The organism is Serratia sp. CY43202 (genome assembly GCF_052168755.1).
In the GTDB taxonomy this organism is placed as follows: Bacteria; Pseudomonadota; Gammaproteobacteria; order Enterobacterales; family Enterobacteriaceae; genus Serratia; species Serratia bockelmannii.
In genome coordinates this window covers 38626-51523 of sequence record NZ_JBJNMB010000006.1, presented here as the reverse complement: position 1 = coordinate 51523, position 12898 = coordinate 38626, and the positions used below count along the sequence as shown (strand labels likewise).

15 protein-coding genes are annotated in these 12898 nt (G+C 59.4%); 9 read left to right on the top strand and 6 right to left on the bottom strand.

The annotated features are described in order from the left end of the window. Window positions 1-19 precede the first annotated feature (19 nt). Both speE and ACJ8J5_RS13660 read right to left on the bottom strand, forming a co-directional pair. Complete coding sequence (speE, locus tag ACJ8J5_RS13665; protein WP_197836168.1) at window positions 20-883, bottom strand: polyamine aminopropyltransferase; 864 nt, start codon at window positions 881-883, stop codon at window positions 20-22. Window positions 884-1008: 125 nt separating this feature from the next. Continuing rightward, window positions 1009-1356, bottom strand: a complete 348-nt coding sequence (locus ACJ8J5_RS13660; protein WP_004937515.1) for a YacC family pilotin-like protein — start codon at window positions 1354-1356, stop codon at window positions 1009-1011. Between the two features lie 217 nt (window positions 1357-1573). Between ACJ8J5_RS13660 and cueO the strand changes: the two genes are divergently transcribed. The 4 genes from cueO (at window position 1574) to hpt (ending at window position 4422) form a co-directional block, all read left to right on the top strand. Beyond that, window positions 1574-3217, top strand: a complete 1644-nt coding sequence (cueO, locus tag ACJ8J5_RS13655; RefSeq protein WP_025304229.1) for a multicopper oxidase CueO — start codon at window positions 1574-1576, stop codon at window positions 3215-3217. 105 nt (window positions 3218-3322) lie between these two features. After that, entirely contained in the window at window positions 3323-3514 is a 192-nt protein-coding gene (relB, locus tag ACJ8J5_RS13650; RefSeq protein ID WP_049208400.1) for a type II toxin-antitoxin system RelB family antitoxin, read from the top strand. A gap of 5 nt (window positions 3515-3519) precedes the next feature. Further along, complete coding sequence (locus ACJ8J5_RS13645) at window positions 3520-3795, top strand: type II toxin-antitoxin system RelE/ParE family toxin (RefSeq protein WP_049208401.1); 276 nt, start codon at window positions 3520-3522, stop codon at window positions 3793-3795. Window positions 3796-3885: 90 nt separating this feature from the next. Next, window positions 3886-4422: a hypoxanthine phosphoribosyltransferase gene (hpt, locus tag ACJ8J5_RS13640; protein WP_048234659.1), complete on the top strand. Its 537-nt coding sequence runs from the start codon at window positions 3886-3888 to the stop codon at window positions 4420-4422. Between the two features lie 38 nt (window positions 4423-4460). Here the strand turns inward: hpt and can are convergent, their stop codons facing one another. Then, entirely contained in the window at window positions 4461-5117 is a 657-nt protein-coding gene (gene can, locus ACJ8J5_RS13635) for a carbonate dehydratase (RefSeq protein ID WP_016930066.1), read from the bottom strand. Window positions 5118-5327: 210 nt separating this feature from the next. Here can and ACJ8J5_RS13630 point away from each other — a divergent pair, with 210 nt between their 5' ends. From ACJ8J5_RS13630 to ACJ8J5_RS13620, 3 genes are all read left to right on the top strand, one after another. Then, on the top strand, window positions 5328-6251 hold the full coding sequence (locus tag ACJ8J5_RS13630; protein ID WP_015379030.1) for an ABC transporter ATP-binding protein: 924 nt from the start codon (window positions 5328-5330) through the stop codon (window positions 6249-6251). Continuing rightward, complete coding sequence (locus ACJ8J5_RS13625; protein WP_004937535.1) at window positions 6248-7018, top strand: ABC transporter permease; 771 nt, start codon at window positions 6248-6250, stop codon at window positions 7016-7018. The genes ACJ8J5_RS13630 and ACJ8J5_RS13625 overlap by 4 nt, the downstream gene beginning before the upstream one ends. 177 nt (window positions 7019-7195) lie before the next feature. Next, entirely contained in the window at window positions 7196-8476 is a 1281-nt protein-coding gene (locus ACJ8J5_RS13620) for a polysaccharide deacetylase family protein (RefSeq protein WP_025304228.1), read from the top strand. 34 nt (window positions 8477-8510) lie between these two features. Here ACJ8J5_RS13620 and panD read toward each other — a convergent pair whose 3' ends face one another. The 3 genes from panD to panB form a co-directional block, all read right to left on the bottom strand. Further along, window positions 8511-8891, bottom strand: a complete 381-nt coding sequence (gene panD, locus ACJ8J5_RS13615; RefSeq protein WP_004937544.1) for an aspartate 1-decarboxylase — start codon at window positions 8889-8891, stop codon at window positions 8511-8513. A gap of 145 nt (window positions 8892-9036) precedes the next feature. Further along, window positions 9037-9891: a pantoate--beta-alanine ligase gene (gene panC / locus ACJ8J5_RS13610; RefSeq protein ID WP_049296228.1), complete on the bottom strand. Its 855-nt coding sequence runs from the start codon at window positions 9889-9891 to the stop codon at window positions 9037-9039. A 23-nt stretch (window positions 9892-9914) separates the two neighbouring features. Beyond that, window positions 9915-10709 carry a 3-methyl-2-oxobutanoate hydroxymethyltransferase gene (gene panB, locus ACJ8J5_RS13605; protein WP_004937548.1) on the bottom strand — a complete coding sequence of 265 codons (795 nt, stop codon included), beginning with the start codon at window positions 10707-10709 and terminating at the stop codon, window positions 9915-9917. A gap of 166 nt (window positions 10710-10875) precedes the next feature. On the opposite strand from panB, the gene qseB reads away from it, so the two are divergent. Next, complete coding sequence (gene qseB, locus ACJ8J5_RS13600; RefSeq protein ID WP_004937550.1) at window positions 10876-11538, top strand: quorum sensing response regulator transcription factor QseB; 663 nt, start codon at window positions 10876-10878, stop codon at window positions 11536-11538. Further along, a complete protein-coding gene (gene qseC / locus ACJ8J5_RS13595) occupies window positions 11535-12893 on the top strand; it encodes a quorum sensing histidine kinase QseC (protein ID WP_049205553.1) in 1359 nt (452 codons plus the stop codon). The genes qseB and qseC overlap by 4 nt, the downstream gene beginning before the upstream one ends. Window positions 12894-12898: the final 5 nt, after the last annotated feature.

The window sequence follows — 12898 nt, the reverse complement described above, 5'->3', positions numbered from 1 at the left end:
ACCTCCTTTATCTTCTCGCTTAACGTGTTACGTTCAGGGCATTGAGCAAATATTGCGGCAGGGCAAAGCTGCCGACGTGAATTGCCGGGTTGTAATAACGGCAGTGTAGGCCGCTTTGGTTAAAGCGCTGTTGCAGAGTCGGCAGATCGATCTGGCGCAGTGCCGGGTTCTGGCTCGCCCAGGCAAAGGTCATGATGCCGCCGTAATAGGTCGGGATCGCTGCCTGATAGAAGCTGACGTCGGTAAAGTAGCGGCTCAGTTTGGCGTGGCTGTTGATTGCCTCGTCCTGTTGCAGGAAGCAGACGCCGTTCTGCGCAACGAAAATGCCGCCCTTATTCAGGCAGCGGGCGCAGCCTTCATAAAACGCTGAGGTGAACAGGCTTTCGCCGGGGCCGATCGGATCGGTGCAGTCGGAGATGATCACATCGAACGTTTCGTCGGTTTGATTCACGAAGTTGACGCCGTCGTCGATCACCAACTTGAAGCGCGGATCGTCATAGGCGCCGGCGCTGTGGTTGGGCAGGTATTGGCGGCAGAACTCGACGACACCGGCGTCGATCTCGACCATGGTGATCTGCTCCACGCCAGGATGCCGGCTGACTTCGCGCAGCATGCCGCCGTCGCCGCCGCCGATGATCAGCACTTTCTTCGCCTGGCCATGCGCCAGCAGCGGCACGTGGGTCAGCATTTCGTGATAGATGAACTCGTCACGCTCGGTGGTTTGCACCACGCCGTCGAGCGCCATCACGCGCCCCAGGACCGGGTTCTCGAAGATCACCAGATCCTGATGATCGGTCTTCTCGCGGTACAGCACCTTCTCTACCGAGAAATACTGGCCGAAGCCCGTATGCAGCGTTTCGTACCAAATTTCTTTCTGGGTCATGTGCGGGAAACTCCGTAATAACAGCCATGAAAAATCGGCGCAACATCATAGCTAACTCTGTCTGGCGATGCACGGTTGAATTTCAGACAGAGAGAGCGAAAGGCGGGTGGGGGAGAGGGGCGGAATTAGTTGGCGTAGGCCAGCAGGCTCAAAGAGTCGCGCGCCAGCGATTTGCACTTCTTAGGCGTTGGAATGGCGATGCCGCTGAGATCGCGATAGCTGTCTTCGCCCAGCGCCTTCATGTTAAAGCTGTTGTAGTTGCTCAAATCCCAGCGGTTTTGTTGCGCGAAATAGACAATGGCGCGTTTGATTTGCGCATTTGGCAAATCGTTGTAGCCGCAATCATTTTTCAAATAAATAAATACCGCCGTCAGATCGGCCAGATCTTCCGCCTCGGATTCATTCAGCGCCAGACTGGCGTTGGAGAAGCCCAGCATCGCCAGCAACAGCATCGATAACGTTGTTTTTTTCATCATGAAATAGGCCTGTTTGTCGTCTGCTGACGTTACCACACTTGCCTGTAAAGGCACCAAATTTTATTGCTGCCGGGCCGGCGTCGCGCGTGCCGGTCATACTCTCTTGATTGTGAGGCATAGCTTAAAATACCGCCAGGAAAGGCTTGACCTTCCGCCTGGGGGAAGGTTTAGGCTGACGGCATTGAGTTATGTCACTGAGAAAAGGGAGTCAGCGATGTTACGCCGTGATTTTATTAAATTAACCGCTGCGCTGGGCGCGGCGAGCGCATTGCCGTTATGGAGCAGGGCCGCTTGGGCGGCCGATCGGCCGGCCTTGCCGGTACCGCCGCTGTTGATGCCGGACGCGCAGGGAAAGATTGCGCTGGCGCTGCAGGCGGGTGAAACCCGCTGGTTGCCCGGTGCCGCCACCAAAACCTGGGGATTCAACGGCGCGCTGCTCGGGCCGGCGGTGAAGCTGCAGCGTGGCCAGCCGGTGACGGTCGATATCAAAAACAGCCTGGCGGAGGCCAGTACCGTCCACTGGCACGGGCTGGAAATTCCCGGCGACGTCGATGGCGGCCCGCAGGCGCTGATCCACCCCGGCGCGACGCGCACGGTGAATTTCACCGTCGAACAACCGGCCGCTACCTGCTGGTTCCACCCGCACACGCACGGTAAAACCGGCAGCCAGGTGATGATGGGGCTGGCGGGGTTGGTGCTGCTGGAAGACGATGAAAGCGCCAAACTGCCGCTGCCGAAAACCTGGGGGCAGGATGATATTCCGGTGATCCTGCAGGATAAGCGGCTGGGTAAAGACGCGCAGATCGAATACCGCCTGGACGTGATGAGCGCGGCGGTAGGCTGGTTTGGCGATCGCATGTTCACCAACGGCGCGCAGTATCCGCAACATCTGGCGCCGCGCGGCTGGCTGCGTCTGCGTTTTCTCAACGGTTGCAACGCCCGCTCGTTGAATCTGGCGGCCAGTGACAACCGTCCGCTGTATGTTATCGCCAGCGACGGCGGTTTCCTGGCTGAGCCGGTGAAGCTGACCGAGCTGCCGATGCTGATGGGCGAACGCTTTGAAGTGCTGGTGGATGCCTCCGACGGGAAAGCGTTCGATATCGTGACGCTGCCGGTGAAACAGATGGGCATGACGCTGGCTCCGTTCGATCAGCCGCTGCCGGTGTTGCGCATTCAGCCGTCGTTGGCACAGGGTATCAAAACCATGCCGGACAGCCTGGTGAAGCTGCCGACATTGCCTGCCACCACTGGTATCCAGGAGCGTTGGCTGCAGCTGATGATGGATCCGCAGCTGGATATGCTCGGCATGCAGGCGCTGATGGATCGTTATGGTCACCAGGCGATGGCCGGCATGAGCATGAATCATGGCGCGACGGGCGCTGGAGACATGAAAGGCATGGAGAAGGGCGGCATGCAGGGCATGGACCACGGCAACATGAAGGGCATGGATCATGGCAAGATGGCCGGGATGGATCACGGCGGCGCGCAGAGCAAAGCCAAACCGTTCGATTTCAGCCACGGCAACATGATCAACGGCAAGGCCTTCGACATGAACAAACCGATGTTTGCCGCCAAACGGGGCCAGTATGAAAAATGGACCATTTCCGGTGAGGGCGACATGATGCTGCACCCGTTCCACATTCACGGCACCCAGTTCCGTATCCTTTCGGAAAACGGCAAACCGCCGGCGGCGCATCGCAGCGGCTGGAAGGACACGGTGCGCGTCGAAGGTTGGCGCAGCGAAGTGCTGGTGCGTTTCGATCATCCGGCAAGCAGCGAACATGCGTATATGGCCCACTGCCACCTGTTGGAGCATGAAGATACCGGCATGATGATGGGCTTTACCGTCGACGACTGATCGCGGTTCATCGCTCAGGTGGCGGTGCGCTCGCGTCGCCACCGCTTGGTTCAATGAAAGGAAGCCGTTATACTGATTAAAATATCAGCTGTTGAGGAGCGCGTCATGCCGACAAAATTGGATCCCATCGTCTCTGAGTTTGAGACTCAAGAACAGGCTGATAGCTACGATCGTTGGTTCAGAAGCACCGTGGAATCTTCCGTCAATAGCGACACCCCCCGTATCCCCCATGATGAAGTCATGGCTGGTGCTCGTCACATTATCGAGCAGGCGAAAGCCAAAAGAAAATCGGCCTGACCCTTATGTTAACCGTTAAATGGACTGACGAAGCAAAAACGGGTTTATATACGCTGCTGGCTTTTATCGCTGAGCGAAATCCACTTGCCGCTGAGGCTTTGTTGCAACGTATCGAAGAGTCGGTTATCCCGTTAGCGGAACATCCTTATCTATTCCGGCCTGGCAGGGTGAACGGGACTCGTGAAATGGTTGTTCATCCTAATTACATTGTGGTTTACCGCGTGCTGGCTGCACATATTGAAATAGTGAGTGTCCTGCACGCTCGTCAGGAATACCCTTAATAAAGAAAACTCCCCTGTCCGGGAGAGAGGCAAGTCGTAACGGCCTATGCTAAACTCTGCGCCTTTCTTCCGGCAACTGACCTGAATACTATGAAACACACTGTAGACGTAATGATTTCCGAGCAGGAAGTTAAGACCCGTATCGCCGAACTTGGCCGCCAGATCACCGAACATTACCGCGACAGCGGCAGCGACATGGTACTGGTCGGGCTGCTGCGCGGCTCCTTCATGTTCATGGCCGATCTCTGCCGCGCGATCGACGTGCCGCACGAAGTCGACTTTATGACCGCCTCCAGCTACGGCAGCGGTATGTCCACCACCCGCGACGTGAAGATCCTCAAGGATCTGGACGAAGACATTCGCGGCAAAGACGTGCTGATCGTGGAAGACATCATCGATTCCGGCAACACGCTGAACAAAGTGCGCGAGATTTTGGCTCTGCGCGGGCCGAAATCGCTGGCGATTTGTACCTTGCTGGACAAACCTGAGCGCCGTGAAGTGCAGGTGCCGGTCGAATATGTCGGCTTCTCGATCCCGGATGAGTTCGTGGTGGGGTATGGCATCGACTACGCTCAGCGCTACCGTCACCTGCCGTACGTCGGCAAAGTGGTGCTGCTGGACGAGTAATTGGATGTGGGGCGCGGCAAGCCGCGCCCGCGGCGGGGTTATACGCCTTTATCCTGCTTCAGTTTGGCTATCGCTTTGCGGTAGCCCATCTCCAGGCTCTCGCGGCTGGTCGCCAGCACTTCCATATCGCGCAGACGGCCGTCCTGAATGCCGTACACCCAACCGTGGATCATCACCTTCTGGCCGCGCTTCCAGGCGGACTGCATGATGGTGGAGTGGCCCAGGTTGTACACTTGCTCAATGACGTTGATCTCGCACAGCATGTCGAAACGCTGTTCCGGCGGCAGCTCGCCCAGCAGCGAGCTGTGCTTGTACCACAGATCGCGAATGTGCAGCAGCCAGTTGTCGATCAACCCCAGTTCCGGGTTTTCCACCGCCGCCTGCACGCCGCCGCAGCCCAGGTGGCCGCAGATGATGATGTGTTCGACTTCCAGCACATCTACCGCATACTGCACCACCGACAGGCAGTTAAGATCGGTGTGGATAACGAGGTTCGCCACGTTGCGATGGACGAACAGTTCACCCGGCTCGAGGCCGGTCAGGCGTTCTGCGGGAACGCGGCTGTCAGAGCAACCAATCCATAAGAAGCGGGGCTTTTGCGCCTGGGCTAAACGTTCAAAAAATTCCGGGTCTTCCTGACTGATATTGGCCGACCAGGCCTGGTTGTTGGCGATAAGCTCTTCGATTTCTTTCATGAAGGTGATTGACCCGTAACGAACAGATTGCGTTGGAGTAATATAGGGTAAGCGTCACAATTTGGAAATCGGAACAGTGGTGCAACCTCATTTACCGCACGGATTCGACGCAGTGAAAACGCCGTCGATGCTAGGATTATCGTTAGTGTTTCAAGCCTCGCAAACAGGGGCGCGGCGGCATACTCATCGTCATAAGGTACTATTTTACATATGAATTATGCACTGGAATTAGCGCAGCTGACCAAGACTTACGCCGGTGGCGTCAAGGCGCTGCGCGGCATCGACCTGAGCGTCGAAGCGGGGGACTTTTATGCCCTGCTGGGGCCAAACGGCGCCGGAAAGTCCACCACCATCGGCATCATCAGCTCGCTGGTGAACAAAACCGCCGGCAGCGTGCGGGTATTCGGTTATGACATCGATAAAGACATCGTCAACGCCAAGCGCCAGCTCGGCCTGGTGCCGCAGGAGTTCAACTTCAACCCGTTCGAGACCGTGTTGCAGATCGTGGTGAACCAGGCGGGTTACTACGGCGTTACGCGGCGTGAAGCGATGGCGCGCGCAGAGAAATACCTCAATCAGCTGGATCTGTGGGGCAAGCGCAACGAGCGCGCCCGTATGCTGTCCGGCGGCATGAAGCGCCGCCTGATGATCGCCCGCGCGTTGATGCACCAACCGAAGCTGCTGATCCTCGATGAACCGACCGCCGGGGTGGATATCGAACTGCGTCGCTCGATGTGGGGCTTCCTGAAAGAGCTGAACGCCCAGGGCACCACCATTATCCTCACCACCCACTATCTGGAAGAGGCGGAAATGCTGTGCCGCAACATCGGCATCATCCAGAACGGGGAACTGGTGGAAAACACCTCGATGAAGGGGCTGCTGGCCAAGCTGAAGTCGGAAACCTTCATCCTCGATCTGGCGGCGAAGAGCCCGCTGCCGAAGCTGGATGGTTACCACAGCCGCCTGACGGATACCTCGACGCTGGAAGTGGAGGTGATGCGCGAGCAGGGGCTGAACGGCCTGTTCGCCCAGCTGAGCGCGCAGGGCGTGCAGGTGCTGAGCATGCGCAATAAGGCGAACCGCCTGGAAGAGCTGTTTGTCACCCTGGTTAACGGCAATGGAGAAAAAGCATGACGCGTTTGTATTGGGTGGCCTTACAAAGCATCTGGGCCAAAGAGGTAAACCGGTTCGCACGCATCTGGATCCAGACCCTGGTGCCGCCGGTGATCACCATGACGCTGTACTTCATCATCTTCGGTAACCTGATCGGTTCGCGTATCGGTGATATGCACGGCTTCAGCTACATGCAGTTCATCGTGCCCGGCCTTATCATGATGGCGGTCATTACCAACTCCTATGCCAACGTCGCCTCGTCGTTCTTCAGCGCCAAGTTTCAGCGCAACATTGAGGAACTGCTGGTGGCGCCGGTGCCGACCCACGTGGTGATCGCCGGCTATGTCGGCGGCGGCGTGGCCCGCGGTATCTGCGTCGGCGTGCTGGTGACCATCATCTCGCTGTTCTTCGTGCCGCTGCAGGTACACGCCTGGTGGGTGATTGCGCTGACGCTGTTGCTGACGGCGATCTTGTTCTCGCTGGCGGGGCTGATCAACGCGGTGTTTGCCACCACTTTCGATGATATCAGCCTGATCCCGACCTTCGTGCTGACGCCGCTGACTTACCTGGGCGGGGTGTTCTACTCGCTGTCGCTGCTGCCGCCATTCTGGCAGGCGGTGTCCAAGCTGAATCCGATCGTCTATATGATCAGCGGCTTCCGCTACGGCTTCCTCGGCATCAACGATGTGCCGCTGGCGTTCACCATGGCGGTGCTGGTGGCGTTTATCGCGGTGTTCTATCTGCTGTCCTGGTATCTGATCGAGCGCGGCCGCGGCCTGCGCAGCTGATCATATCACGCTCCCGCTTTCCCGGCGGGAGCGCCTTTCTTGATTTGGCGCAGGCGGCGCGTAAATCAATAGAATTGCTCAAATAACCGCTAGTTCCCCGCTGTTCAAATCGTGCTATGCTGGCGCTCCACATTTCCTTCACTTTTGTCATTACGCACTCGTAAGCAGAACATCATCATGCGGTCTCAATACACGTTAACGGCTGGGTTACTCGGCATTCTGATGTCGTTGGTTTCCCCTGTGAGCCTGGCTAATCTGCTGTCGGAAGACGGCGCGGTTAAATCTGAATACATGGAAGCGCAGCGCGATAGCGAAGTTTATGCGTTGGTGGGCGAGCATGTGATCCCGGTAGGGGAAGTGAAGCGCGGGCAGCTGATCCAAGTCTTCCCGGCGGATGCGGAATACTACGAATTCAAATTCGGGCACGGTACCGGCTTTATCGATAAAGACGACGTGCGTGAATTGAAGAAGTCGCGCAAGGTGCAAGACGATTTGGGCGAGCTGAACAAACCGCTGACCAACCAGAATCTGATCACGCAAAAAACGATAGACGTATACACCGCAGCGGACAAGGACAGCGAGGTCTTGGGCACGCTGGAAGGCAACCTGCGCTATCCCATCATCGGCAAGCTGAAAGATCGCCTGAACAACACCTGGTACGAGGTCAACATCGGCGAGCGGCTGGGGTTCATTAATGAGTTGGACTGCGAGATCGATAACGGCATACCGGTACTGACTTACCACCACCTGCTGAAAAACGAAGAGAACAAACGCTTCCGCCACACCTCGACCACCACCTCAGACGTGGCGTTCAGCAACCAAATGACCTATCTGAAGCAGGCGGGCTACGACACCATTTCGCTGTATCAGCTGGAAGCCTACCTGAAAAATCAGATCAACCTGCCGGGCAAGGCGATCGTGCTGACCTTCGACGACGGGCTGAAGTCGGTTTATCGCTACGCTTACCCGGTGCTGAAGGATTACGGTTTCCGCGCCACGGCGTTCATCATCTCTTCGCGCATCAAACGCCACCCGCAGAAATGGAACCCGGACTCGCTGCAGTTTATGAGCGTTTCGGAGCTCAAGCAGATTCAGGACGTGTTCGACGTGCAGTCGCATACCCATTTTCTGCACCGCACCGACGGCAACCGCCAGCCGATTTTGCTGAGCCGTTCGTTGCACAATATCGAGTTCGATTTTGAGCGCTCGCGCCGCGCGCTGTCGCAGTTCAACCCGCACGTGCTGTATGTGTCCTACCCGTTCGGCGGCTATAACCAACGGGCGATTCAGGCGGCGCAGGACGCCGGGTTCCATCTGGCGGTGACCACGGTGCAGGGCAAGGTGAAGCCGGGGGATAACCCCTATACGCTGAAGCGGCTGTATATTCTGCGCACCGACTCGATCCAGACCATGGCGGATCGGATAGCCAACAAGCCGGGTACGGTGGTGGTGCAGTAGGGAAGAACGGGCGCGTAAGGCGCCCGTTTTATTGTCAGGCGACCTGAACCGGCACGGCTTTCGCCTTGCGCTGCAGGTTGTTGTCACCTTCGAAATAGGCGACTTTCGGGTGGTGCTGGCGGGCGTCGGCGTCGGTCATTTGCACATAGGAGCAGATGATCAGTTTGTCGCCCACGCAGGCGCAGCGCGCGGCGGCGCCGTTGACCGAAATGATGCGCGAACCGCGCTCGGCGGCAATGGCGTAGGTGGAGAAGCGCTGGCCGTTATCCACGTTGTAAATATCGATCGCTTCATATTCCAGAATGCCGGCGGCTTCCAGAAAATCCTGGTCGATGGCGCAGGATCCTTCATAGTGCAAGTCAGCCTGAGTGACTTTGACGCGATGCAGCTTGCCTTGCAGCATAGTACGTATCATAGCTTTACCTAACTGAATATCGGCCTTCACAGGCGCTGGGGTTGAACATCTCTCCTGCATCCCTGCAATCTCTATCGTCACCGATTGCTCCGCCATTGTCTACCAATGGCCAAGGCTTCATGGTGACGACAGTATAAAAAACGGCTTATAGCGTCAGGTCAACCTGCTGGTTGTCGATAAGACGCGCCTTGCCCAGCCAGGCGGCCATCAGCACCACCGCCCGCTGGCTATCTACCGTCAGCGGCTGCAGGCTATCGGCGTCGCGAATAAACAGCTCATCCGGCGTAAAGCCGGCGGCGCGCAGTTGCTCGGCGGTCTGCTCCAACAGCGTTTCAACATGGCGTTCGCCATTGGCCAACTGCTGCGCCAGCGCGTTCATGATCTTGCTCAGCTGCGGCGCGATCTTGCGCTCTTCGGCGGTCAGGTAACCGTTACGCGAGCTGAGGGCCAGGCCGTCTTTGGCGCGCACGGTCGGCACGCCGACGATATCGATGTCGTAACCCATGTCCGCCACCATTTTGCGGATCAGCGCCAGCTGTTGGTAATCCTTCTCGCCGAAGCAGGCCAAATCAGGCTGCACCAGGTTGAACAGCTTGCTGACGATGGTGGAAACGCCGCGGAAGTGGCCCGGCCGGCTTGCGCCTTCCAGGATGCTGGAGATGCCGGGCACGTCGACGTAGGTCTGCTGCTCCAGCCCCTGCGGATAGACCGCGGCCGGGGCCGGCGCGAACACCAGATCGACGCCGCGGCGGGTCAGCTTCTCGCTGTCTTCCTGCAGCGTGCGCGGGTAGCGCGCCAGATCGTCCGGCCGATCGAACTGCATCGGGTTGACGAAGATGCTCACCACCACCACGTCGGCGCGGGCGCGCGCTTCATCGACCAGCGTCATGTGGCCGTCGTGCAGGTTGCCCATGGTCGGCACCAGCGCGATGCGTTTGCCTTCCTGGCGCCAGCGGCGGATCTGCTGACGCAGCATCGGCAGGGTTTCGATAATAATCATTGGGTGACTCCTGGAACCATCGCTTAGTTAAAAGAGTGTTCAGCCGCCGGGTAGAGGCCTTGCTCCACTTCCTGAATGTAGTGCTGTACCGCCGTGCGGATATCGCCGCTCTGCGCCAGGAAGTTCTTGGCGAACTTCGGCGTGTGGCCGCCGGTGATGCCGAAGGCGTCGTGCATCACCAGGATCTGGCCGTCGGTGCCGTTGCCGGCGCCGATGCCGATGACCGGAATGGACAGCGCTTCGGTGATCTGGCGCGCCAGCTCGGTCGGCACGCATTCCAGCACCAGCAGTTGAATGCCGGCCAGTTCCAGATTCTGCGCGTCCTGCAACAGCTGTTTGGCGGCCAGTTCGTCGCGCCCTTGCACCTTATAGCCGCCGAACACGTTGACCGACTGCGGCGTCAGGCCCAGGTGGCCGCACACCGGTACCGCGCGCTCGGCGAGCATTTTCACCGTGTCGCACAGCCAACTGCCGCCTTCCAGTTTCACCATGTTGGCGCCGGCGCGCATCAGCTCGGCGGCGTTGGCGAAGGTCTGTTCCGGGGTGGCGTAACTCATGAACGGCAGATCGGCCAGCAGCAGGCAGGCCGGCGCGCCGCGGCGCACGGCGCGCGTGTGGTAGGCCACGTCGGCGACGGTGACCGGCAGCGTGGAGTCGTGGCCCTGCAGCGTCATGCCCAGCGAATCGCCCACCAACAGGACTTTGATGCCTTGCTCTTCAAACAGTTTGGCAAAGCTGGCATCGTAGGCGGTAAGGGTAGCAAACTTGCGCTGCTCCTGTTTCCACTGGCGCAAATGGGTCACGGTGGTGGGTTTCATCACAACGTCTCCTGAAACGGGCCGTGCGGCTTACGCAGGCCCAGGCTGCAAAAAAGTGCAGCCATTCTACTGTAACCCGATCGGGGTGGGTAGCGCGGATCGCCATGCTTAAGCGGTTCTTAAGAACCTTGTGGTGCAATGGCGCCAAGACTCAAAAGGGATACTCATGCGAATTCTGTTGATCGAAGATGACAAACTGATCGGTGACGGCATCAAGGCCGGGCTGACCAAACTCGGCTTCAATCTGGACTGGTTCACCGACGGCGCCGTCGGCAAAAATGCGCTGGACAGTGCGCCGTACGACGCGGTGATCCTCGATCTCAGCCTGCCGGGCCTCGACGGCCTGGATCTGCTGCGCCAATGGCGCCAGGCCGGGCAGGACGTGCCGGTCCTGATCCTCACCGCCCGCGACGCGCTGGAGCAGCGGGTTAGCGGGCTGCAAAGCGGCGCCGACGATTACCTGTGCAAGCCGTTCGCGCTGGCCGAAGTGGCGGCGCGCCTGCAGGCGCTGATCCGCCGTCGCCACGGCCAACTGATGCCACAGCTGACGCACGGCAACGTGGTGTTCGACAGCGCCACCCGCAGCGTGAGCTGCAACGGCGAGCCGGTGACGCTGACGCCGCGCGAATTGGCGGTACTGGAGCTGTTTCTGCACAACAAGGGGCGGGTGCTGGCGCGGCCGTTGATCCAGGAGAAGCTGTACAACTGGGATGACGAGGTGAGCAGCAACGCGGTGGAGGTACATATTCACCACCTGCGGCGCAAGCTGGGCAACGGCTTCATCCGTACCATCCACGGCGTGGGTTATACGCTGGGGGATGCGCCGTGAAGCGTCTCAGCCTGCGGCTGCGCCTGATCCTGATCTTCAGCCTGCTGGCGCTGCTGACCTGGAGCACCGCCAGCGTGGTGGCCTGGGTGATGTCGCGCAACACCATCAACGAAGTGTTCGACACCCAACAGATGCTGTTCGCCAAACGGCTGGCGACCGCCAACCTCGGCGATCTGCTGGCCGATGAAAGTGCGCGCAGCCTGCCGAAAACCAAGAAGCTGGTGCATCATGGCAAGCGCGGCGAGCAGGACGACGACGCGCTGGCGTTCGCCATCTTCGATCGCGACGGCAAGATGCTGCTCAACGACGGTGAGAACGGCGCTGATTTCCTGTTTGACGGGGAGCGTGAAGGTTTTACCGACGGTGAGCGCAAAGGCGATGATGACAGCTGGCGCCTGGTATGGTTGACCAGCCCCGACGGGCGCTATCGCATTGTCGTGGGGCAGGAGTGGGATTACCGGCGCGATATGGCGCTGGGCATGGTGACGGGCCAGCTGGTGCCCTGGCTGGCGACGCTGCCGGTGCTGATGCTGCTGATCGCGCTGATGGTTGGGCGCGAGCTGCGGCCGCTGCGTGCGGTGGCCGCCGGTTTGCGTCGGCGTGCACCCGATGACGCCACGCCGCTGGATGCGCGCCAGGTGCCGACCGAGGTGCGCCCGCTGGTGGATGCGCTCAATGCGCTGTTCGCTCGCATCAACGCTTTGCTGGTGCGAGAGCGACGCTTCACCTCCGATGCCGCGCACGAATTGCGCAGCCCATTGGCGGCATTGCGGGTGCAGACCGAAGTGGTGCAGTTGGCGGGGGATGATGCGCCGATGCGCGAGCACGCGCTGGACAATCTGACGGTCGGCATCGATCGCGCGACCCGGCTGGTGGATCAACTGCTGACGCTGTCGCGGCTGGATTCGCTGTCGGATCTGGCCGAGCTGGCGCCTATCGACTGGAACGATCTGGTGACGATGACCCTGGCGGAACAGGATCGGCAAGCCCATGCGGCGGGTGTGACGCTGCGCTATGAACATCGGGGAACGCCACCGCCGCGTCAGGGGGAAACCTTGCTGTTGTCGCTGCTATTGCGCAACTTGCTGGACAACGCGGTGCGCTATACCCCGCAGGGCGGCGTCGTCACCGTGACGCTGAGCGAACGTTCGCTGACGGTAGAGGATGACGGCCCGGGGGTGACCGCGGAGCATCTGGCGCGGCTGGGAGAACGTTTCTATCGCCCGCCGGGACAGGAACAAACCGGCAGCGGGCTGGGGTTATCTATCGTGCAGCGTATTGCCGGCTTGCATGGTTTACAGATCAGTTTCGCCAATCGCTCGGCGGGGGGATTCGTTGCGCGGTTGGCGCTGTAGGTAGG